General features: G+C 60.0%; 21 protein-coding genes. 16 read left to right on the forward strand and 5 right to left on the reverse strand.

The features are described from left to right. Positions 1 to 11: 11 nt before the first annotated feature. From SIC14_RS05265 to SIC14_RS05275, 3 genes are read left to right on the forward strand one after another with little or no spacing between them, the layout of a single operon-like run. Complete coding sequence (locus SIC14_RS05265) at positions 12 to 461, forward strand: CoxG family protein (RefSeq protein ID WP_412564778.1); 450 nt, start codon at positions 12 to 14, stop codon at positions 459 to 461. Beyond that, complete coding sequence (locus SIC14_RS05270) at positions 458 to 898, forward strand: (2Fe-2S)-binding protein (protein ID WP_412564779.1); 441 nt, start codon at positions 458 to 460, stop codon at positions 896 to 898. Before SIC14_RS05265 ends, SIC14_RS05270 begins: the two co-directional genes overlap by 4 nt. Next, positions 876 to 1,676, forward strand: coding sequence for an FAD binding domain-containing protein (locus tag SIC14_RS05275; protein ID WP_412564780.1), 801 nt, complete (start codon positions 876 to 878; stop codon positions 1,674 to 1,676). Before SIC14_RS05270 ends, SIC14_RS05275 begins: the two co-directional genes overlap by 23 nt. On the opposite strand, the gene SIC14_RS05280 is transcribed toward SIC14_RS05275, so the two are convergent. After that, complete coding sequence (locus SIC14_RS05280) at positions 1,663 to 2,532, reverse strand: LysR family transcriptional regulator (protein WP_412564781.1); 870 nt, start codon at positions 2,530 to 2,532, stop codon at positions 1,663 to 1,665. The genes SIC14_RS05275 and SIC14_RS05280 overlap by 14 nt on opposite strands. A 97-nt stretch (positions 2,533 to 2,629) precedes the next feature. On the opposite strand from SIC14_RS05280, the gene SIC14_RS05285 reads away from it, so the two are divergent. The 8 genes from SIC14_RS05285 to urtE all read left to right on the forward strand — a co-directional run bounded on the left by SIC14_RS05285 (position 2,630) and on the right by urtE (position 11,444). Further along, a complete protein-coding gene (locus tag SIC14_RS05285) occupies positions 2,630 to 3,772 on the forward strand; it encodes a TauD/TfdA family dioxygenase (protein WP_412564782.1) in 1,143 nt (380 codons plus the stop codon). Further along, positions 3,769 to 4,362, forward strand: a complete 594-nt coding sequence (locus SIC14_RS05290; RefSeq protein WP_412564783.1) for an HD domain-containing protein — start codon at positions 3,769 to 3,771, stop codon at positions 4,360 to 4,362. The genes SIC14_RS05285 and SIC14_RS05290 overlap by 4 nt, the downstream gene beginning before the upstream one ends. Further along, positions 4,359 to 5,027 (forward strand): ureidoglycolate lyase, encoded by a 669-nt coding sequence (locus SIC14_RS05295; protein ID WP_412564784.1) that lies wholly within the window; start codon positions 4,359 to 4,361, stop codon positions 5,025 to 5,027. The genes SIC14_RS05290 and SIC14_RS05295 overlap by 4 nt, the downstream gene beginning before the upstream one ends. Positions 5,028 to 5,441: 414 nt before the next feature. Next, positions 5,442 to 6,722, forward strand: coding sequence for an urea ABC transporter substrate-binding protein (gene urtA / locus SIC14_RS05300; protein ID WP_412564785.1), 1,281 nt, complete (start codon positions 5,442 to 5,444; stop codon positions 6,720 to 6,722). A gap of 60 nt (positions 6,723 to 6,782) precedes the next feature. Continuing rightward, positions 6,783 to 8,744 (forward strand): urea ABC transporter permease subunit UrtB, encoded by a 1,962-nt coding sequence (urtB, locus tag SIC14_RS05305; RefSeq protein ID WP_412564786.1) that lies wholly within the window; start codon positions 6,783 to 6,785, stop codon positions 8,742 to 8,744. An 82-nt stretch (positions 8,745 to 8,826) separates the two neighbouring features. Further along, on the forward strand, positions 8,827 to 10,008 hold the full coding sequence (gene urtC, locus SIC14_RS05310; RefSeq protein WP_412564787.1) for an urea ABC transporter permease subunit UrtC: 1,182 nt from the start codon (positions 8,827 to 8,829) through the stop codon (positions 10,006 to 10,008). Then, complete coding sequence (gene urtD, locus SIC14_RS05315; RefSeq protein ID WP_412564788.1) at positions 10,005 to 10,745, forward strand: urea ABC transporter ATP-binding protein UrtD; 741 nt, start codon at positions 10,005 to 10,007, stop codon at positions 10,743 to 10,745. Before urtC ends, urtD begins: the two co-directional genes overlap by 4 nt. Before the next feature lie 3 nt (positions 10,746 to 10,748). Beyond that, positions 10,749 to 11,444, forward strand: coding sequence for an urea ABC transporter ATP-binding subunit UrtE (gene urtE / locus SIC14_RS05320; RefSeq protein WP_412564789.1), 696 nt, complete (start codon positions 10,749 to 10,751; stop codon positions 11,442 to 11,444). Positions 11,445 to 11,528: 84 nt separating this feature from the next. Here urtE and SIC14_RS05325 read toward each other — a convergent pair whose 3' ends face one another. The 4 genes from SIC14_RS05325 to SIC14_RS05340 form a co-directional block, all read right to left on the reverse strand. Continuing rightward, the gene (locus tag SIC14_RS05325) at positions 11,529 to 12,308 is read right to left on the reverse strand and encodes an ATP-binding cassette domain-containing protein (protein WP_412564790.1); all 780 of its coding nucleotides are present in this window, start codon (positions 12,306 to 12,308) and stop codon (positions 11,529 to 11,531) included. Between the two features lies 1 nt (position 12,309). Beyond that, positions 12,310 to 13,434, reverse strand: coding sequence for an ABC transporter permease (locus SIC14_RS05330; RefSeq protein WP_412564791.1), 1,125 nt, complete (start codon positions 13,432 to 13,434; stop codon positions 12,310 to 12,312). A gap of 80 nt (positions 13,435 to 13,514) precedes the next feature. Then, positions 13,515 to 14,465: a sugar ABC transporter substrate-binding protein gene (locus SIC14_RS05335; protein ID WP_412564792.1), complete on the reverse strand. Its 951-nt coding sequence runs from the start codon at positions 14,463 to 14,465 to the stop codon at positions 13,515 to 13,517. A 267-nt stretch (positions 14,466 to 14,732) separates the two neighbouring features. Then, positions 14,733 to 15,848, reverse strand: a complete 1,116-nt coding sequence (locus tag SIC14_RS05340; RefSeq protein WP_412564793.1) for a Gfo/Idh/MocA family protein — start codon at positions 15,846 to 15,848, stop codon at positions 14,733 to 14,735. Between the two features lie 226 nt (positions 15,849 to 16,074). Between SIC14_RS05340 and SIC14_RS05345 the strand changes: the two genes are divergently transcribed. From SIC14_RS05345 to SIC14_RS05365, 5 genes are all read left to right on the forward strand, one after another. Continuing rightward, the gene (locus tag SIC14_RS05345; protein ID WP_412564794.1) at positions 16,075 to 16,917 is read left to right on the forward strand and encodes a 5-deoxy-glucuronate isomerase; all 843 of its coding nucleotides are present in this window, start codon (positions 16,075 to 16,077) and stop codon (positions 16,915 to 16,917) included. Between the two features lie 207 nt (positions 16,918 to 17,124). Continuing rightward, positions 17,125 to 18,150, forward strand: a complete 1,026-nt coding sequence (locus SIC14_RS05350) for a MotA/TolQ/ExbB proton channel family protein (protein WP_412564795.1) — start codon at positions 17,125 to 17,127, stop codon at positions 18,148 to 18,150. A gap of 10 nt (positions 18,151 to 18,160) precedes the next feature. Further along, a complete protein-coding gene (locus SIC14_RS05355) occupies positions 18,161 to 18,541 on the forward strand; it encodes an ExbD/TolR family protein (protein ID WP_412564796.1) in 381 nt (126 codons plus the stop codon). Between the two features lie 10 nt (positions 18,542 to 18,551). After that, the gene (locus SIC14_RS05360) at positions 18,552 to 18,938 is read left to right on the forward strand and encodes an ExbD/TolR family protein (RefSeq protein ID WP_412564797.1); all 387 of its coding nucleotides are present in this window, start codon (positions 18,552 to 18,554) and stop codon (positions 18,936 to 18,938) included. Then, entirely contained in the window at positions 18,935 to 20,008 is a 1,074-nt protein-coding gene (locus SIC14_RS05365) for a TonB family protein (protein ID WP_412564798.1), read from the forward strand. The genes SIC14_RS05360 and SIC14_RS05365 overlap by 4 nt, the downstream gene beginning before the upstream one ends. The last annotated feature ends 529 nt before the right edge of the window (positions 20,009 to 20,537 follow it).

Genomic DNA, 20,537 nt, shown 5'->3' on the forward strand with positions numbered 1-20,537 from the left:
CGGAGGCATCGATGGAACTGTCCGGTGAACATCTGATCCCCGCCCGCCGCGAAACGGTTTGGGCGGCCCTCAATGACGGGGCCATCCTGAAAGACTGTATTCCCGGCTGCGAAGAGCTGGTGCAGCATTCCGACAGCGAAATGTCCGCCAAGGTGGCGCTGAAAATCGGGCCGGTGAAGGCCAAGTTTTCCGGTGACGTCACCCTGTCGGACATCAACGCGCCGGAAAGCTATGTGATTTCGGGCAAGGGCAACGGCGGCGTGGCCGGTTTCGCCAAAGGCGGCGCCAAAGTCCGGCTGGAAGCCCGCGGCGACGACACCCTGTTGATTTATGAAGTCGAAGCCGCCGTCGGGGGCAAACTGGCGCAGCTGGGCCAGCGGCTGATTAAATCCACCTCGGAAAAATTGGCCGCGCAGTTCTTTGACCGCTTTGCGGGCCAATTTGCGGACGTGGCCGAATGAAACTGACAGTGAATGGTCAGGCGGTACAGGCCACGCCGCCCGCGCGGATGCTGTTGTCCGAATTTCTGCGCGAAGAGCTGCGCCTGACCGGCACCCATGTTGGCTGTGACACCAGTCAATGTGGTGCCTGCACCGTGCATCTGAACGGGGAAGCGGTGAAATCCTGCTCGGTTCTGGCGGTGGCCTGTGACGGGACTGATCTGTGCACCATCGAAGGCGTCGAACATCGTCTGCAAGCGGCGATGATCCGGCATCACGGGCTGCAATGCGGGTTTTGCACGGCAGGCGTAATCATGGCGGGTCTCGACATGATCCGGCGACACGGTACGGCGCTTGACCGGACCCTGATCCGCGCCGAGCTGGAAGGCAACATCTGCCGCTGCACCGGCTATCACGGCATGGTCGAGGCGATTCATGAGGTCAGCCGCGATGTATGACACGCTTTACCACTGTCCCACCCGTTGGGACGAGGTCGAACAGCTGTTGGCCGAGAACGAGGATACCCTCTGTCTGGCTGGTGGCATCACGCTGATCCCATCGCTGAAGCAGCGGTTGATGATGCCCGACGCGCTGGTTGATCTGGCCAAGGTCCTGTCCCGCACGATCCGGTTGGAGGGCGCGCATCTGGTGGTCGGCGCGGGGGCCCGTCATGTGAATGTGGCGCGCTCGGACCTGGTGCAGACGCATATTCCCGCATTGGCCGCATTGGCGGGCGGCATTGGCGATCCGATGGTGCGCAATCGCGGCACGTTGGGGGGATCCTTGGCCAACAACGATCCGGCGGCGGATTATCCCGCCGCGCTGCTGGCATTGCGGGGCGAAGTCGTCACCAACAGGCGCCGACTATCTGCCCAAGGTTTCCTGACTGGGATGTTTGAAACCGCACTGGAACAGGGTGAAGTTATCACCGAAGTTCGTTTCGCAATCCCCAAGACCGCAGCCTATCACAAATGCCGCCAAGGGGCCTCGGGCTTTGCGCTGGCGGGAGTGTTTCTGGCACGGTTCGCAGACGGAGTGGACAGCGGCGTCACCGGCGTGGCCTCACAGGCCTATCAGGATCCGGAAATGGTCGCAGCGCTTCAAACCGGTTCATTGGCCGACTGGCAGCCAGACGATGGCGACTTCCTCAGCGATATGCATGCCGATTTGCCCTACCGCACTGCGCTCTTGAAACATGCCGCTAGCGAGGCGTGGAAAGCCATCACTCCGACATGACCTCGGCCACAGCCTGCCACTGCCGCCGGGACAGCGCGTCCCGGCTGCCCAGCAGCCAATAGCTTTCGTGGTGTTTCAACGCCACCTCTTCCAGCCGCACCAAACGCCCCGCCGCCAGATCTGCCTCAACCAGTGGCAAAGAGGCCAGCATCACGCCAAGCCCCGCTTTGGCCACCCCAAGTGTGGTCAGGAAAGTGTCAAACCGCAGCCGCGCCACTGGCGTTGTGGGAATGCCATAGGCCGCCGCCCAATCCCGCCAGCCAGGACGCGGACCGGAACAGGACAAACGTGGCCAATCCGTCCAATTGCCCCCCTGCGCCACCAGCGATGGTGCGGCCACCGGCACGATCCATTCGGAATAAAGCCGGAGTTTATATTCATGTGGCCAATCCCCGGTGCCATAGCGAATGCGCAGGATATCATCCTGTGGCGCCTCATGGGCGCCGACCACCATGGTTTGCACATTGATCTGACTGCCCGTCGCCTCTTGCAGCGTCCGCAGGCGCGGCAGCAGCCACAGATCGTTGATCGACTGACTGGCCGAAATCACCAGGCGTTTGCGCCCGCCACCAAACAGCGCCTCGGAACTGTCGCGCAACCCTTCCAAAGCATTGCGCACATGGGGCAGCCAGGCCTCGCCCTCCAAGGTTAATGAGATCGAGCGGGGCCGGCGATGAAACAGCTCAGCCCCCAACCGTTTTTCCAGATGGCCTATGCGTTGGCTGATGGCGGATTGAGTCAGCCCGGTCTCTGCCGCCGCCGCGGTAAAGGATCCAAGCCGCGCCGCCGCTTCAAAGGCGCGGACCCACTCCAGCGGGGGCATGGTGAACTCGGTGGTCAGGTCTGGGTCAGCCATTAGCAATTCCGATACTCAGTCGGGAAAATCCTAATTTGATCTTATGCACCGATTCCGCTGATCCTTCCAGCATCACAAGCGCCAGCAGGAGGCCCCCATGGCCAGCGTCACCCTATCCCCCGATGGATCCTTCATCACCCTTGAAACCGATGCCGGTACCAACCGGTTCCACGCCATCTGGCTGCGCGACAATGCGCTGGATGCGGCGACCCGTGCCCTTGGCAACGGTCAGCGGCTGATCGCCCTGCGCGACATTCCCGCAGACACGCATTTCACCGCCGCCACGGTAGACGCAGATGGCTTGACCGTCACCTTCGCGCCAGAGGGCAAAACCGTCACTTTCCCGCTCGACTGGTTGGCAGCCCACAACTACGACCGCGCCGCGCCCGCGACCCGTGGCTGGACCGGCCCGCAGATCGCATGTTGGGACAGCGGATTGATGGGCGCGGTGCCTATTGGTGACTTCACCGAACTGGTGCAGGGCGGCCGCGCGTTGCGGGACTGGCTGGGTCAAGTCAATCGCTATGGCTTTGGCAAGGTGGTGAACGGCCCCGTTGAAGAGGGTGCGCTGTTCAAGATTGTTGATCTCTTTGGCTATGTCCGTGACACCAACTACGGCAAACACTTTGAAGTCCGCACCGAGGTGAACCCCACCAACCTGGCCTTCACCGGTCTGGGTCTGCAGGCCCACACCGACAACCCCTACCGCGATCCGGTGCCCTCAGTGCAGGTGCTCTACTGTCTGGAAAGCTCTGCCGCAGGGGGGGAGAATATGGTGGTGGACGGGTTCAAAGCCGCCCAGCGCCTGCGGGACGAAAATCAGGCCTATTTCGACGTTCTTGCCAATCACTGCGCCCGCTTTGAATATGCCGGTGAGGCAGGCGTCTGCCTGACGGCGCGCCGCCCGATGATCGAACTGGCCCCCGATGGCGAGCTGATCGGCGTGCGCTTCAACAACCGGTCGCTGGCAGCGGTCACCGATGTGCCGTTTGACCAGATGGCCACCTATTACGCGGCCTATCGCCGACTGGGCGAGATCATCGACGAAGAGACGATGGAGGTCACCTTCCGTCTGGACCCCGGCGAAGGCTTTGTGGTCGACAACACCCGCGTTTTGCACGCGCGCAAAGGATATTCGGGCGAAGGCAAACGCTGGTTGCAGGGCTGCTACGCGGACAAGGACGGGCTGCGGTCGCGCTATGACGCAATGACCCGCGAGATGCAGGAGGCCGCGGAATGAAACCGGACATCGACAGCCTCAACCGTGAAAACATCGTGGAATTCATCGGCTCGATTTTCGACCGCCGCGGCGGCGAGGAATACCTGGGTGAGCCGGTGACGATGGGGGAACATATGCTGCAGGGCGCCACCATCGCTGAACAGAATGGCCAGCCAGAGGAAATCATCATCGGTGCGCTGCTGCATGACATTGGCCATTTCACCAGCGAGTTTGGCACCTACCACCCCGACGATACCGAGGACCGCCATCACGAAGATGCCGGCGCCGAGGTGCTCGAGCGGTTCTTTCCCTCGGTGATCACCGATTGCTGTCGCTATCACGTGGCTGCCAAACGCTATCTCTGCGCCACCAAACCCACTTACTTTGATCGCCTCAGCGAAGCCTCCATTCATACGCTGAACCTGCAGGGCGGCCCGATGTCCACCGAAGAGGTGGCTGCGTTCGAAAAGAACCCAAACCTCGAACAGATCATTGCGGTACGTTATTTGGATGAGGCCGGCAAACGCGCCGGAATGGTCACGCCGGATTACTGGCACTTTGCGCCGATGGTGCAGCGCATGGTCGACCGCCACTTGGGAACGACGGAATGAGCGCGCCGGAATATATCTTCGACGCCGCCAGCAAACCCTCGCTGCCCTGGCATGAGGTGCCCCTGATCCGCGCCACCGAAGAAACTGTGAAAGGTTACGGCTGTCTGGTCGAGGATCCGGAAGGGTTCGAGATTGAGATCGTGCAATGGCCGCAGCAAGGCTGGCGGCCGATTGATGCGGGCACCGGCGATGAAGCCGGCTGGGTCGAGGGCACGTTTGAATGCAACTGGCAGGGCGATGTGCTGTTCGGGCGCAATGAGGCGGTGCAAGGCCACTACGTGCTGGGCTGGTCCGCCGATCCTCAGCAGGCCTCGGAACACCAGACCACCGCGCCGCGCGATCAGGTGCTGCTGTGGCATATGAACTACCACCCGGACGGTGGGCAAATGTTCTGGCCGCTGGACAACAAACCCTTCATTGTGCCCGCCGCCCTGCCCGGCGACAATCTGCGGCCCGAGAAAGTGGTCGCGTTCTGGTGTGACGGCTCCCAAGGCCTCTATATCCACCCCGGGATCTGGCACGAGGGCATCTTCCCGGTGGAAGACCAGCAACGGTTTCTGGACCGGCAAGGCAAGGTGCACGCCCGAGTCAGCGCCGACATCGGGCAGGAGTTCGGGGTCTACCTGTCCTGCCCCTTGGATCCGGCCAAGATCAAAGACCTCTGATCATCGAAAGGAGGGGCGGCTGTCCGCCCCTTCCCTAAACGACTCTTTTTCCAGCACATCCCCTCTTTTCGCCGCAGCGCAGCACGCTTGCGCCCTTTTGGGCTGCCCTATTTCGCAGCAGTCGCACTGGAAGTTGCACAAAAAATAGAAATTTCACCGGGAATACACGGTTCTGCCCCGCCGCAATCTGCCCAAAACACCGGCAAACCGTTTCGCTGAGCCCACCTGCGGGGATGTCGACGGCAAACGTTGGAAACGCAGGTGTGTGACGGCCAATCGATTTGGAACCTCGGAAAAGCCGCCACACGGATCGCAACAACAGTTGCGGGGACAGGTAAGGCCAAGCCCCCCTCGGACGCAAGCCCCGAGGGCTAAGGGACATGGCCAAACGCGCGCGCCCCGCAGGAGGACTGCATGAAACTCTTGAAATCCACTCTGGCCGGCTCGCTGGTCTTTGCTTCGCTCACCGCTTCGGCCATGGCCGCTGAAGACACCATTAAAGTCGGCGTGTTGCACTCGCTCTCGGGCACAATGGCCATTTCTGAAACCACCCTGAAAGACACCATGCTGATGCTGATCGACCAGCAGAACGCTGCAGGTGGCCTGCTGGGCAAACAGCTGGAAGCGGTTGTGGTTGACCCGGCCTCGGACTGGCCGCTGTTTGCGGAGAAAGCCCGCGAGCTGCTGACCGTGCATGAGGTCGACGTGATCTTTGGCAACTGGACCTCGGTCAGCCGTAAATCCGTCCTACCCGTAATCGAAGAGCTGAACGGCCTTCTGTTCTATCCGGTGCAGTATGAGGGCGAAGAAAGCTCCAAAAACGTGTTCTACACCGGCGCCGCCCCGAACCAGCAGGCGATCCCGGCCACCGACTACTTCCTGGATGAACTGGGTGTTGAGAAATTTGCGCTGCTGGGGACCGACTATGTGTATCCCCGGACCACCAACAACATTCTGGAAAGCTATCTGAAGGGCAAAGGCATCGCCGACAGCGACATCTTTGTGAACTACACCCCCTTCGGCCATTCCGACTGGTCCAAGATTGTGGCTGACGTTGTGGCCCTGGGCGCGGACGGCAAGAAGGTTGGCGTGATTTCCACCATCAACGGCGACGCCAACATCGGGTTCTACAAAGAACTGTCAGCAGCGGGCGTTTCGGCGGATGACATCCCTGTTGTGGCCTTCTCGGTTGGCGAAGAAGAGCTGGCAGGCCTGGACACCTCGAACCTTGTTGGGCATCTGGCGGCCTGGAACTACTTCCAGTCGGCGGAAAGCGACGTGAACGCCTCTTTTGTGGAAACCTGGAAAGCCACCATGGGCGAAGAGCGGGTGACCAACGACCCGATGGAAGCCCATTACATCGGCTTTAACATGTGGGTGAACGCGGCCACCGCCGCCGGTTCGACCGAAGTGGATGCCGTGCGCTCGGCGATGTACGGGCAGGAATTCCCGAACCTGACCGGCGGCACCGCTGTGATGCTGCCGAACCACCACCTGGCCAAACCGGTGCTGATTGGTGAGATTCAGGAAGACGGCCAGTTCGACATCATCAGCCAGACCACGGAAGTTGCTGGCGACGCCTGGACCGATTTCCTGCCGGAATCGGCTGTGCTGAAGTCGGATTGGAAAGACCTCGGTTGCGGGATGTACAACACCGAAACCGAGACCTGCGTTCAGACCCTGTCGAACTACTAAGATCTCTTGGCAGAGGGGGCTTTGGCCCCCTCTCCTTTCAGACGAACGGAACCCCCGAACATGAAACAGATATATGCGGCCGCTCTGGCGCTGCTGCTGTTCTGCGTGACTGCGGTATCGGCTTTGGCAGATGCGCCCAGCGTCAAGATCCAGCCGCTTCTGGCCGAACATCAGACGGTGATCGCCAAATCCTCCCGCAAGACCATTGGACCGGCCATCGATGCCATCGCCAGCAGCGGCCTGCCACAGGCGCAACAGGTGCTGGAAGTCTGGGCCGCCAAAAACATGTGGATGCGCAAATCGGACGGGTTTTTCTTTATCGGTGAAAAGGTCGAGGGCAAGACCTATCGCCTGACAGATTTTGACAACGGTGCCGTGGTTGGGGAGTTTCAGAAAGGAGACCTGAAACAGCTGAAGCCCAACAGCGGCATTCGCGCCATGATTGCCACGGCGCTGGTGCAATTCCAACTGAGCGATCCGGATTCCGCTGCCCGTGCAGATGCGCTCCAGTCGATTGCGCGTGACCCTTCGGCGGATCAACTCGCGCCCCTGCGCAATTCGATCTCCGGTGAGGCGGATCCGGCGCTTAAGGCACAGAAACTTCGGCTGGAACGGTTGCTGACCATCCGGTTTGGCGCCAGCGATGCAGAACGGATCGGAGCGATTTCCGATATGGCTGGTGATCTGGGTGTGGACCTGCGCGCCAGCCTCAACCCGGTGCTGACCACCGTGCGGGAAGCCGCAACAGAAATACCCGCGGCCAATATCGCCGCGCAGCTGATCCCCGACGAGGGGATCTCGCGGGAAGACGCTTATGCTCTTTTGGTTGCTGCCGGTCTGGCGGCCCCCGTCACCCAAGCGGGCGACATCCGCGCCGCCCTGGCCCAGCACATTGACGGCGGCCGTGTTGCGGGCATCCCTGTGGCCCAACTGAGTGATCCCGCCCAGCGCACCCGCGCCTATGCCATGCTTGCAACACAGGGTCTGGTCCCGCCTCTGGTTGGTGAGGTCGAGATGACCCGCGCGATTAATGACCATGTGTTCTATGACCGCTACCTTGACCCTTCCGCCCCGGTAACCGAGGCCGCTGCCAAGGCGCTGAAGGACATCGAGCTGAAGGTGAGCTTCAATCAGGCACTGGATTTGGGTCTGGATGCGCTGTCCCTCGCCTCGATCTACTTCCTGGCAGCGATTGGTCTAGCGATCACCTTTGGCGTGATGGGGGTTATCAACATGGCCCACGGCGAGTTCATCATGATGGGCGCTTACACCGGCTATGTGGTGCAGCAGTTTGTGCCCGATCACACACTGTCGATCATCGTGGCGACCCCGCTGGCCTTTGCGGTGACCTTTGCCGCCGGTGTTGCGATGGAACGGCTGGTGATCCGCCACCTCTATTCCCGGCCGCTGGAAACCCTGTTGGCCACCTTCGGCATTTCCATTGCGCTGCAACAGCTGGCCAAGAACATTTTCGGCACACAGGCCCGCCCCCTCACTGCCCCCGGCTGGTTGGATGGCGCCTGGGTCATGAACGATGTGGTCTCGATCAGTTATATCCGTATTGCAATCTTTGTGCTGGCGCTGATCTTCCTTTGCGTTTTCCTGTTCATCATGAAACGCACGCGCCTGGGGCTCGACACCCGCGCGGTCACACAGAACCCCGCTATGGCGGCTCAGATGGGGATCAACCCCGGCCGGGTGAACATGCTAACTTTCGGCCTAGGCTCCGGCATCGCGGGCATCGCAGGGGTTGCGATCGGGTTGTTTGCTAAAGTCACCTCAGAACTGGGCAGCGATTACATCGTGCAGAGCTTCATGACCGTGGTGGTCGGCGGCGTTGGCAACATCTGGGGCACCTTGGCGGGCGCGGCGATGATCGGTTTCCTGCAGAAAGGGATCGAGTGGATGAACCCGTCAAACACACTGGCGGCGCAAACCTACATGATCATCTTCATCATCATTTTCATTCAATTCCGGCCCCGGGGCATCATCGCCCTAAAAGGCCGCGCGGCGGGGGATTGATCGATGCGTCTATGTCCAAAGACCAGCCCCCGAACCGCTCGGGTGCTTACCTTCACCACATTCACTTCCGGAGGCCCCGCATATGCAGCGTAGTTTCATTGCACGGAACCCTTCGGTTCTGATCTTCCTCAGCCTCTTGGCGCTGTTCACCCTGGTGGTCACCGTCCTAAGCGAATGGGCGGGATCTGGCCTGATCTCCACCTCCTTCATCAAAACATTGGGCAAAACCCTATGCCTGTGTCTGATCGCCGTTGCGATGGATCTGATCTGGGGCTTTGCAGGCATCCTCAGCCTGGGCCACTTCGCCTTCTTCGGGCTGGGGGGCTACATGATCGGCATGTGGCTGATGTATGAGCGCACCCGCCTTATCGTGGTCGAGTCGCTGAGCCAATCCGAGATCCCGCCAACAGAGGCCGAAGTGGTGGATGCCATCGGCACGCAGATCTTCGGCGTTGTCGGCTCCTCTGAGTTTCCTCTGATCTGGAGCTTTGCAGACAGTCTGACATTGCAGTTGATGTTGGTCGTATTGGTGCCCGGCCTTCTGGCGCTGGTGTTTGGCTGGTTGGCCTTCCGCAGCCGCGTCACTGGTGTATATCTTTCGATCCTGACCCAAGCCATGACGCTGGCTCTCGCGCTCTACCTGTTCCAGAACGACAGCGGTTTGCGCGGCAACAACGGGCTGTCCGGGCTGCAAAACCTGCCCGGGGTCACCGCCTCACAGGATCTGGTTTCGCTCTGGTTCCTCTGGGCCTCAGCCTTTGCACTTGGGGCAGGATATTTGCTGGCGGCCTGGGTGGTTTCGGGCAAGTTCGGATCGGTCATCCGTGGCATTCGGGACAATGAAGCACGGGTGCGGTTCCTTGGCTATTCGGTGGAGGCCTATAAGCTGGCTATTTTCACCCTCACCGCCTGTATCGCCGCCATTGCCGGCGCGCTCTACTACCCGCAGGCCGGCATCATCAATCCAGCTGAGATTGTGCCGATCGCCTCGATCTATCTGGCGGTCTGGGTCGCCATCGGCGGGCGCGGACGGCTTTACGGCGCCGTCATTGGAGCCGCCTTTGTCAGCCTGCTCAGCACCTGGTTCACCGGCGGGCAGGCCCCCGATCTGCCGCTGGGGTTCTATACCGTCAAATGGGTCGACTGGTGGCTGGTGCTGCTGGGGCTCTCCTTTGTTGCGGTCACCCTCTTTGCGCCGAAAGGCATCGGTGGGCTGTTTGACCTGATCGCCCGGCGCGCAGCCAAAAAGGAGGCGGGCCAATGAGCATGCTCTTAGAGATTTCCGGCGTATCGGTCAGCTTTGACTGGTTCAAGGCGATCAACAACCTCAGCTTCAACATCGGATCGGCCGAGTTGCGGGCGATCATCGGCCCCAATGGGGCGGGCAAGACTACCTTCATGGATATCGTCACCGGCAAAACCCGCCCTGACGAAGGCCGGGTGATCTGGGGTGATAAATCGGTCTCCCTGCTGAAAATGTCCGAGGCGCAGATCGCCCAATCCGGCGTGGGGCGCAAGTTCCAGAAACCCACCGTGTTCGAAGACCAGACCGTGCAGGAAAACCTGCTGGTCGCTCTGAAGAAACCACGCGGCTGGCTGGCGGTGCTGGGCTATCGCCCTAGCGCTGAGGATCTGGGTCGCGTGGATGCCTTGGCCGAAGAGATTGGCCTAACCGATCAGCTGTCCCGTCTGGCGGGGGAGTTGAGCCACGGTCAGAAACAATGGCTGGAGATCGGCATGCTGCTGGCACAGGAACCACGTCTGTTGCTGGTGGATGAGCCAGCCGCCGGTATGACGGTCACCGAACGCCAGCACACCACCGACATTCTGGTCGAAGCCGCCAAAACCCGTGCCGTTGTTGTGGTCGAACATGACATGGAATTTGTGCGCCGCCTCAACTGCAAGGTTACCGTGCTGCATGAAGGCAGTGTGCTGGCGGAAGGCTCCTTGGATCATGTGACCGCAAACCAAGACGTGATCGACGTCTATCTGGGACGTTAAGAGATGCTGACACTGAACGATCTGACATTGCACTATGGCCATTCGCAAATCCTGCACGGTGTTTCGCTGGAGGCGGCGCAGGGCGAGGTCACTTGCCTGATGGGCACCAATGGCGTTGGCAAAACCAGCCTGATCAAAGCCATCGCTGGCACCCACCCCCGATCTGGCGGTGAGATGGTACTGGATGGGGAGGCCCTGCCGGTTCTGCCGCCGCATGCGCTCGCCCGTAAAGGCATCGCAACGGTGCCGCAGGGGCGGGATGTTTTTCCGTTGCTGACGGTGACTGAAAATCTGGAAACCGGATTTGCCTGCCTGCCCAAGGATCAACATTTCATTCCTGATGAGATCTACGACCTCTTTCCCGTCCTGAAACAGATGCAGCACCGGCGCGGTGGCGATCTGTCTGGCGGGCAGCAACAGCAACTGGCCATTGCCCGGGCGCTGATCACCAAGCCGAAACTCTTGTTGCTGGATGAACCGACCGAAGGCATTCAGCCCAATATCATTCAGCAAATCGGTGAAGTTATCAAACACCTGCGGCAGCGCAGCGACATGGCGATCGTGCTGGTCGAGCAGTATTTCGACTTTGCCTATGAACTGGCGGACCGGTTCACGGTTTTGCGGCGTGGCGAGGTGATCCTTAACGGGCACAAGTCAGACGTCACCCGTGAGGCGGTCTTGGCCGGAGTGTCGGTCTGACGGAAAATGCGCCGCCGCCTGTGAAGGGCGACGGCGCGTTTTCGTGAGTGGTCTTCGGTCTTTCCTCAACCGCTTGGTGCACCGTCAGACGGTGCCGCCAAGCGACCCTTCCAGCTGGGCCATTTCCTGGCCACCTGCCATCATGTCCTGCAACTCTTCCGGCGTGATCTCACCCTTCTGCGCCGTGCCAAGGGTCTGACCTCGGTTCAGCACGGTGAAACGATCGCCCACCGCCATCGCATGGCGCACGTTGTGGGTGATAAAGACCACCGCGATGCCCTGTTTGCGCACCTTATCAATGGTGGCAAGCACGTTGGCGGTCTGACGCACCCCAAGCGCCGAGGTCGGTTCATCCAGGATCAGCACTTTGGCGCCAAAATGGACTGCGCGGGCAATCGCCACCGTCTGGCGTTCACCGCCGGACAGCGTGCCAACCGCCTGATCGGGGCCCCGCAGGTTGATCCCCATCTTCTTCATCTCTTCCATCGTGATGCGGTTTGCTGCTTCGTGATCGAAAAAGTTGAACGGGCCCAGCTTGCGCAGAGGCTCATTGCCCATGAAGAAGTTGCGGCTGACCGACATCAACGGGATCATCGCCAGATGCTGATGCACCGTAGCGATCCCTGCTGAAATCGCATCGCGGGGATCGTCGAAGTGCAGCGGGCGGCCCTCGAAATAGATCTCCCCCGCCGTGGGTTGATGCACGCCGGACATGGTTTTGATGAAGGTGGATTTGCCCGCCCCGTTGTCGCCCAACAGGCAGTGGCATTCGCCGGGAAAGACATCCACCGACACGCCGGCCAGTGCAATGACCGAGCCGAAGTGCTTTTCGATGTTCTTCATCTGAATGATCGGTTCGCTCATCTTAACGCTCCCCTGTGATCATACGACGAATGTAAGTGTTCAGGATCACCGCAAACAGCAGGATCATGCCAAGGAACACCCGGAACAGCGAGCTTTCGACGCCCGCAAAGAACAAGCCTTGTTGCACTACCCCAAAGATCAAAGCGCCAAGCGCCGCGCCGATCACCGATCCATAACCGCCGGTCAGCAACGCACCGCCAATTACCACGGCAATGATCGCCTCGAACTCTTTCAGCAGACCACGGTCCGCCCCTGCCGAGCCGAACTCCATCACCTGACAGGTGGCGAAAACAGTGGCGCAGAAGGCGGTGAACATGAACATCAGGATCTTCACCCGGTTCACCGGCACACCCGAGTTGCGCGCCGCTTCGGCGTCACCGCCCGCCGCGTAGATCCAGTTGCCGAACTTGGTTTTGGTCAAAAGGATATGCCCAAAGACAATCAGCGCCAGCGCCCAGACGATCAACATCGGCACACCGTCAACCACAGGCTGGCCCGCGCGGGTGCCCCGTTCAAACACCGCAATGAGGCCCGCGTCGCCCATCCACTGGAACAGGCCGGTCAAGATCTTGCCCCCAAACAACGCCGCCAGCCAATCGCCCTCGGCCACGTCCTTGATCCCGCCGATGATGGTTTTGCGTTCGATGGTTTGCGGGAAATAGATGGTGAAACCGCGCAGAATGAACAGGAAGGCCAGCGTTACAATAAAGCTGGGCAATCCGGTGCGGATCACAATGAACCCGTTCAACGCGCCCAGCGCGGTGCACAGAACAAAGGTCACGATGATGGCCATCCAGACGGGCCAGCCCAGCGTGACCGAGAAAATGGCGATCATCATGCCGGCAAAACCGATCATGGAGCCAACCGAAAGGTCAAACTCGCCCGCGATCATCAGAAGGCAGGCGCCGACGGCGATGATCATGAATTGGGCCGAGACCTGGCTCCAGTTCATGATGCCCTGGCTGTTGAACATGCCGCTGTCAAACGCGAACAGGGCGAAAAGAGTGAATACGATGATGGTGCCGACAATACCGCCCAGTTCAGGTCGGATCATGGCTTCGCGGAAGCGGGAACGGGTTTTGATACGCTCATCCACGCCTGCCGCCACATTGGGTGCTTCAGACATATGTGCCTCGTCTTATCCTTGCTCAGGATGGAAAAAGGGCGGCCAGACCCACGGGTTTTGGCCGCCCAGTCGGGAGGAGATCAGCGATACTCGCCTGCGAAGGCTTCCACCTTCTCAAGCCCGTCAGCGGTTACAAAACCGGGGCCCGAGTTGATGTTGTTGCCCGGCAGAACGCCGTAACGGTGGTAGTTGGCCAGAACCACAACCGGAAGGTAGGCCTGCAGGAAGGGCTGTTGGTCGATACCCCAGTTGATGACGCCACCCTTGATGCCTTTGACGATTTCCTCGCCCAGGTCGAAGGTGCCGAAGTAGATGTCACCAGCCAAGCCGTTTTCATCCAGCGCCAACAGGGTCGGATCTGCCGAGGTCGGGCCAAGGGTCAGAACCGCATCAGTAGCGGGGTTCGCGGACAGGTAGGCCTGTACTTTGTTTTTGATCTCAGCCGGGTCCTGACCCGAGTCGATCATCTGGTTGGCCAGATCCACACCCAGACCATCCGCGAAGCCTTGGCAGCGCTCGGTCGAAGACGGCGAGGAGATGTAGTGGTTCACACAGAGGAACGAAGCAACGCCGTCCCCTTTGGCCTTCAGACCGGCGGCATAGCCTGCATCATATTCGGGCTGACCCACATACATCAGCGCGCCAACTTCACGTGCCTGCGCCGGGGTGCCGGAGTTCATGATGATAACGTCAACGCCGCTGTCGACCGCTGCACGGATCGGACCGGACAGAACGTCAAAGTCGGACAGGGTGGTGATGATGCCATCAGGACCCGAGGCAGCCGCCTGTTCGATGATCCGCGCCATATCAGCCAGATCGCCGGTGGGCGGGTTGCGGTATTCCACCTCAACGCCCATCTGCGCGCCGGCCAGTGCAATGCCGTTTTTGATGGTGTTCCACCAGCTGTCGCTGTCAGGGGCGTGGCTCACCAGAATGTATTTCTCCCCCTCTGCCGAAGCGGTGGTTGCAGCCATAAAGGGGGCCGCCACCAGCGCCGTAGCCAGAGCAAATTTCTTGATCAGTGAAGTCATTGTTTCCTCCCAGTTTCACCGTTCATTCGGTCGGGAACGCGCCTATTCGTCCCCTGCCGACTCAAAGTAGAGCATATCGCGCACACTTTTGCAACCGGTTGCAATAGGGCGCGCAATTTTCGGTCTTCAAACTGCCCTCCTCAGGCGGTCTTCTGTCGCGATCTGTGCCGCGCTGGGAAAGATCCCCCTTCGGGGGAAATGTTGGTGATAGATGTTAACGTAGGGTTAACGCAGCGCAGGGCCAGCATGCGTGCCGCTGCGGCACGGTCAGAAATCCGACAGGTCCTGCCACCGGCCCGCTTCAGCCGAGGCCAGCGTGGCGGCGACAATCCGGTTCACCTCATGCCCATCACGGAAGCTGGGCCAGCGCGCCTCCCCACTGGCAATCGCCTCCAAGAAATCCTTCGCCTCGATGATGATCTGATCTTGATAGCCGGTGCCATGGCCCGGCCCCTGACAGAAAGGCAGGTAATCCGGATGTGCCGGACCGATCAGGATTTTGGTAAAGCCCTGTGTCGCCTCTAGCCCGTCCCGACGGTACAGCCACAGCGCATTCTGATCCTCCTGATCAAACCGGATCGCCCCTTTGGTGCCGCTGATTTCATAGGCGTAGCCCATCTTACGTCCCGTCGCGACACGGCTGAAATACATCTGGCCCATAACGCCATTTTCGAACCGGCACATCATCTGGGCGTGGTCATCATTCGTGACCTTGCCGCCTGGGCGGGCGCTGTGCACCGTCTCCACCATGCCGATGACAGAGGCCACAGGCCCCAACAATGCAAGCGCAGCATTGATCATATGAGGGGCAAGATCCCCCATCGTTCCGTTTGCCATCCCCTCTGTCCGCCAAGAGGCGGGGGTGTCGGGATCGGCATAGAAATCCTCTGTGTGTTCGCCGCGGAACCAAGTGATGTCGCCAATCGCCCCCTCCGCCAACAGCTGCCGTGCATATTGGCTGGCAGGGGTGCGGATGTAGTTGAACCCCACCATATTTGCCACGCCCGAGGCCTCGGCCGCAGCAACCATAGCCGCGCTATCTGCCAGGGAGGCCCCCAGCGGTTTTTCACAAAGCACCGGCTTGCCCAAAGCAAAGGCAGCCTCGGCAATCTCGCGGTGCAGGGCCTGCGGGGTGGCGATCACAATTGCCTCGACCTTGGGATCGGTGACAAGAGTCCGCCAACTGTCCGTCGCCCGCAGAAACCCATAGGCCTTTCGATACCATTCCGCCGATTGTGGGCTGGAGGCACAAATCATTTCCAGCCGTGGTCGCAGTGTGGTGTCAAAAATTGCCCCCACCGAAGACATGGCAACAGCATGGGCCTTGCCCATGTAGCCGCCGCCCAAAATGCCAATCCCGATCTCGGTTCCATAGGCCGTCATGCTGGGCTCCTCTGATGCACTCATTTGGGCAATCCGGCGGTTTTGCATTTGCAACCGGTTGCAGTTTTTGTATCTTGCGATTCGAGATCCGACAAGACGGATCTTGTTGCGGAACGGAATTTGACCCTGGTTTGACCCCAGGCCCCTCGGATCAGTGGATTGATATTCAATCCTAATTCCGCCCGCAGCGGTAACCGGCAAAGTGACAGCGACAAGGATGCGAAAGATGCACATCGCCCCCCATGACAATCAAAACAAACCGATCGTCGATGTGGACCACCCGCTGGTGCCGCTGAACTATTTCAACATAGTGAAACTGACACGCGGAGAAGTCTTTGACTATGCTGTTCCCGGCTATGAGACCTGCGTGGTGCCCGCCACCGGCACAGTGGATCTGGACGTGGATGGTGCCGGTTTCTCCGCGCTTGGCAATCGCGGCGAAGATGTTTGGGACGGGGAGCCTGAAGGCGTCTATGTGCCGGTGGGTGCAAATGTGCGGATGACCTGCACCTCTGACAACGCCGAGGTGTTTGTGGCCGGTGCCAAATACGACCGCGTGCTGGAACCCTTTGACGTGCGTTCGCCGCAGATCGATCTGGTGCAGTACGGATCGGATGACACCAAAACCCACCGCAAGATCAAACACATCCTGGGCGCAGAACATCACGACAAAGTCGGGCGCCTCTTGGTCAGCGAGTTGTTTACTGTCGGCGCGGGCGGCTGGTCCGGCTTTCCCAGCCACAAACATGACACCGACCGCCTGCCCGAAGAAACCCGTCATGATGAGACCTATAACTTCCGGTTCAAACCGAACTACGGCTCTGGCATGCAGATGTTGCAGCGGGTGGATAACGAACCGGGCGATGCCTACCATGTGGTCAACGGCTCCACGATGCTGATCGACAAAGGCTACCACCCCTGCGCCGTTCTGCCCGGCTATGAAATGTATTATTTCACCATCCTGGGTGGCGAAAGCCAGCGCAGCCTAAAACAGTACTTCCAACCCACCCACGAAGAACAGCTGCACACGATCCCTGGCATTATGGATATGGTTGCCAAGTTTAAGTGAGCAGATCACGCGGTGGCCCAGCCCGCCCCGGCGAAACTTGACAAAAAGAATCGGTTTAAGTAGCCACGAGGGAGCCGCTGTCGGCCCCTCGTTTTCGTTTTGGCGTCTTCGAACTGGTGCACGCAGTAAGCCAGCAAACCCGTTCCTTTGACGTGCTGGCGCTTTTCCCATGATTGCCGCAGGTCAGTGCCTATTCTGGTGTCTGCCATGACTGCTTCCTCCCGTGGCCCGCGTTCCGGGCTTTCGCTGCGCACGCAATTTTCCGCGGTAGCAATCGCAACCCTGTTGATCAGCTCTGCCGCCACCGCGCAAGACAGCACTAAGCCACAACGCCCTGCTGCCCCTTCCGCGCCGGTCAGCGTCACTGCAGAAACCAGCGCTGCCCCTGTGGTTGCAGCGGACATAGCGGCCGATATGGCAACCTCATCTGAGACTATTGCCACTACGGACGACGATCCGGCGACTGCTCTTGCGACATCTCCACCGGATACCAGTGCGGAAACGTCCGTCGCAGGTACCAGCCCAGACGCAGAGGCTCAGGCTGTTCCGGAAAATTTGCAAAAAACTCTGCAACTTGCGTCGCAAACTGCCCTGAAATTCCTGCGTGACGGCGGCCCGTCGATCTGGGCCATCGCTGCCCTTTCGGTCCTGACCCTTGCGCTGATCCTATGGAAAATCTGGCGCTTGGTGGTGCTGGGCGCCTGGTCGCAGGGCCGCGCACCGCAGGCGTTGGAGGCCTGGAACGCGGGTCACAAGGACCGCGCCCGCGACATGATTGCGCGCCGCCGTGGCCTGCGCAGCAAGGTGCTGCGCGCCGCCTTTAAGGCCTCCACCAACCTGCCAGAGCAGAGCGCGCGTGAGGAAACTACCCGGGTGGCCAAGAAACATCTGGCCGAGGCATCTTCGGGCCTGCGGGCCTTGGAACTTATCGCAACCATCGCGCCGCTGCTGGGTCTGCTGGGCACCGTGATGGGCATGATCGCTGCCTTTCAGGCATTGCAGGAAAGCGGCAGCCGGGCCGATCCTTCGCTGCTGGCCGGGGGCATCTGGGAAGCGTTGCTGACCACTGCGGCCGGCATGGCTGTGGCGATCCCGGCGTCGGCCACGCTGACCTGGTTTGAGGCGGTGGTGGACCGGCTGCGCCGCGATGTGGAAGATGCCGCCAGCCGTGTGTTCATTGCCAATGCGGTTGAACGCCAGACACCTGCAAAGCCCGCTTTGGTCGCCGAATAACCCAAAGCTAATGGACCTCTCACCCCCAGCCCGTATCCGGCGCAAACCCTCGCTCACTCCGATGATTGACGTGGTGTTCCTGCTGCTGGTGTTCTTCATGCTTGCGTCACGGTTTGGCATGGATCAGGTGATCGCAATGCCATTGGCGTCGGCAGGCGGCACGGCAGAGACCACTGCCCCAAAACTGGTGGACGTTCTGCCGGAGCTGACTCGCCTGAATGGAATTGACCGCCCGTTGGCGCAGGTCATTGCCGAATTGCGCACGCTAGGGGCCGCGCCCACGGACACCATTGTGCTGCGCAGCCGGGAAGAGACTTCAATCCAGCGTATTGTAGAAGTGTCCGAAGCACTGCGCGACGCGGGTTTTGCCAATCTGGTGCTGGTGAAATGAGGGACGTGACATGAGCCTCGACTTCTCGCCGCCACAACGCAAACCGCAGGGGGAATCCATCGTACCGATGATCAACGTGGTCTTCCTACTGCTGATCTTCTTCCTGATGACGGCCCAAATTGCGCCCCCCGAACCCTTTGAAGTGGCCCCGCCCAAGGCCCAGAAAGCCTCCGATCCGAAGGCTGATCAGCTGCTTTATCTCAGCGACAAAGGTGTGTTGCAGTTTCAGGACAGCCAGGGTGCGGCCGCCATTGCCGCATTGTCTCCGGAAGGTGCAAAACCGGGCCTTGTCCTGCGTGCGGATGGCGCCGCCAAGGGCCACCGTCTGGCCGAGGTCATGGCGGATCTGCGCAAGGCCGGATTTGACCGGATCGAACTGGTGGTACAGCAGCCATGAAACGTTGGGGGGAATTTCTAAGCTTCGCCGCGGTGGCCGTTGCCCTGCATCTGGGGCTGGTTGCTCTGGTCCTGCCGGACCTTGACGGCGCAGAGGCAGGTGGCGTGGGCGGTGAGGCGGTCGTGACCCTGCAAGGCGCCCCGGATCAAGTTGCCGAAATGATCAAGGAATGGACCCGCCCACCGGTGCATCAAACCGATGCACCGCAGAGGGAAGACGCGCCAGATGTGGTGGAAGACGCCCCGCAGATGGCGGCGCTGACGCTGGATGCGGCGCCTGACACCTCAACCCAGATTGCCGCGCTTTCCGGGGACGTGCCCGATCCCGCCCTGCCCGTCATCCCCAGTCAAGCAGCGCCGCCACCACCGCCAGAGATGTCTCAGCCGGTGCTACAGCAGCCGGTGTTGCCCACCACACAAGATCCACGGCCCAAAACCTCCGCAGAGGCCGCGCCTCGCCCGATGGCCCGCCCTACCGCACCGCGCCCCGTGGCCACAGAGCAACCCAAGTCTCCACAGGCTGATGTTCAGCCCCCTGAAGCCCCTAAGCCTGAACCGGAGCCTGAACCGGAGCCTGAACCAGAGCCGGTCAAGAAACCCGAACCAAAGCCCGAGGTAAAATCCAAGCCAAAGGCCAAACCGAAACCCAAGTCCGAGTCCAAGGCCAAAGCGAGCGATCTGAATCGCGCGGCCAGTGCAGGATCGGCCACCCAGAAAGCGGCTGGAACCGGCGGCACAAATCAGGCGGGCAACGCTGGAAAATCCAAAGTCAAAGCGCTGGGGAAAGGCAAAGAGGCCAAGCTGAAATCGATCTGGGGCAGCAAAATCGTCACCCGTATCGAACGCCGCAAAAAGGCGCTGCGGGGCGTGAAAGCCAAAGGCAAAACCACCCTTGCCCTGCGGATCGCCCCAAGCGGTCAGCTGCTCTCGGTTTCGATTGCAAAATCCTCTGGCGTCGCCGCACTGGATGAAGCCGCCATTGCAGCTGTGAAACGAGTTGGTAAATTTCCCAAAGCCCCCAAAGGGTTAACCGACAAAAGCTACCGCTTCAACATTCCGATCCGGAACTGAAAAAGAACAGAATATGGAAGCATCGGCGCCGGGCCGTCAGTCCGAACCAAGGGCATTGTGAAACACATGACACCTGCATTAGAGGGCAGCGCCGACCGCACTACTTTGCAACAGACCCTTGGCTGAGACAATGCCCATGCCACCTGTGCGCACGTCAGCCAAATAGACGATACTTACAGGAAACAACAAACTTTTTGGAAAATGGTGCTCAAGAGGGAGTTTAAAAAATTGAGTAAATAATTGAAAATAAATGGAAAAGTTTTCATTTAAAAACTCCTATACCCCTCTCTGTACCCACATCTCCAAATTTACCTCCGGTGCGAGTGCGAATGCCCGCTTTGAAAACAGGCGCAAGCGCGCTTGTGTCCGCGAATGTCAATTAGTTGTTGCAAGTTAGAGATCCAAATGAGGCGATCAACTAACGTCTGTATCATTCGATGTTGCCTCTATGATGTCCAGGCCGTCGCTGAAGGCGGCGACCAGTTTTTTCCACGGCTATATGGGCTTTCGCGCCGGTACAGTCGTTCAT

Origin of the sequence: Thalassobius sp. MITS945101, assembly GCF_047123305.1 — a bacterium.
Classification (GTDB): domain Bacteria; phylum Pseudomonadota; class Alphaproteobacteria; order Rhodobacterales; family Rhodobacteraceae; genus Thalassobius.

Coding starts and splice junctions, on each gene's coding strand:
- SIC14_RS05325 (WP_412564790.1), bottom strand. CDS start 12,308: ATGAGCGAACCGATCATTCAGATGAAGAACATCGAAAAGCACTTCGGC.
- SIC14_RS05330 (WP_412564791.1), bottom strand. CDS start 13,434: ATGTCTGAAGCACCCAATGTGGCGGCAGGCGTGGATGAGCGTATCAAA.
- urtC (WP_412564787.1), top strand. CDS start 8,827: ATGCAGCGTAGTTTCATTGCACGGAACCCTTCGGTTCTGATCTTCCTC.
- urtD (WP_412564788.1), top strand. CDS start 10,005: ATGAGCATGCTCTTAGAGATTTCCGGCGTATCGGTCAGCTTTGACTGG.
- SIC14_RS05340 (WP_412564793.1), bottom strand. CDS start 15,848: ATGACGGCCTATGGAACCGAGATCGGGATTGGCATTTTGGGCGGCGGC.
- SIC14_RS05285 (WP_412564782.1), top strand. CDS start 2,630: ATGGCCAGCGTCACCCTATCCCCCGATGGATCCTTCATCACCCTTGAA.
- SIC14_RS05275 (WP_412564780.1), top strand. CDS start 876: ATGAGGTCAGCCGCGATGTATGACACGCTTTACCACTGTCCCACCCGT.
- urtE (WP_412564789.1), top strand. CDS start 10,749: ATGCTGACACTGAACGATCTGACATTGCACTATGGCCATTCGCAAATC.
- SIC14_RS05345 (WP_412564794.1), top strand. CDS start 16,075: ATGCACATCGCCCCCCATGACAATCAAAACAAACCGATCGTCGATGTG.
- SIC14_RS05265 (WP_412564778.1), top strand. CDS start 12: ATGGAACTGTCCGGTGAACATCTGATCCCCGCCCGCCGCGAAACGGTT.
- SIC14_RS05350 (WP_412564795.1), top strand. CDS start 17,125: ATGACTGCTTCCTCCCGTGGCCCGCGTTCCGGGCTTTCGCTGCGCACG.
- SIC14_RS05360 (WP_412564797.1), top strand. CDS start 18,552: ATGAGCCTCGACTTCTCGCCGCCACAACGCAAACCGCAGGGGGAATCC.
- SIC14_RS05335 (WP_412564792.1), bottom strand. CDS start 14,465: ATGACTTCACTGATCAAGAAATTTGCTCTGGCTACGGCGCTGGTGGCG.
- urtB (WP_412564786.1), top strand. CDS start 6,783: ATGAAACAGATATATGCGGCCGCTCTGGCGCTGCTGCTGTTCTGCGTG.
- SIC14_RS05355 (WP_412564796.1), top strand. CDS start 18,161: ATGGACCTCTCACCCCCAGCCCGTATCCGGCGCAAACCCTCGCTCACT.
- SIC14_RS05280 (WP_412564781.1), bottom strand. CDS start 2,532: ATGGCTGACCCAGACCTGACCACCGAGTTCACCATGCCCCCGCTGGAG.
- SIC14_RS05365 (WP_412564798.1), top strand. CDS start 18,935: ATGAAACGTTGGGGGGAATTTCTAAGCTTCGCCGCGGTGGCCGTTGCC.
- SIC14_RS05290 (WP_412564783.1), top strand. CDS start 3,769: ATGAAACCGGACATCGACAGCCTCAACCGTGAAAACATCGTGGAATTC.
- urtA (WP_412564785.1), top strand. CDS start 5,442: ATGAAACTCTTGAAATCCACTCTGGCCGGCTCGCTGGTCTTTGCTTCG.
- SIC14_RS05295 (WP_412564784.1), top strand. CDS start 4,359: ATGAGCGCGCCGGAATATATCTTCGACGCCGCCAGCAAACCCTCGCTG.
- SIC14_RS05270 (WP_412564779.1), top strand. CDS start 458: ATGAAACTGACAGTGAATGGTCAGGCGGTACAGGCCACGCCGCCCGCG.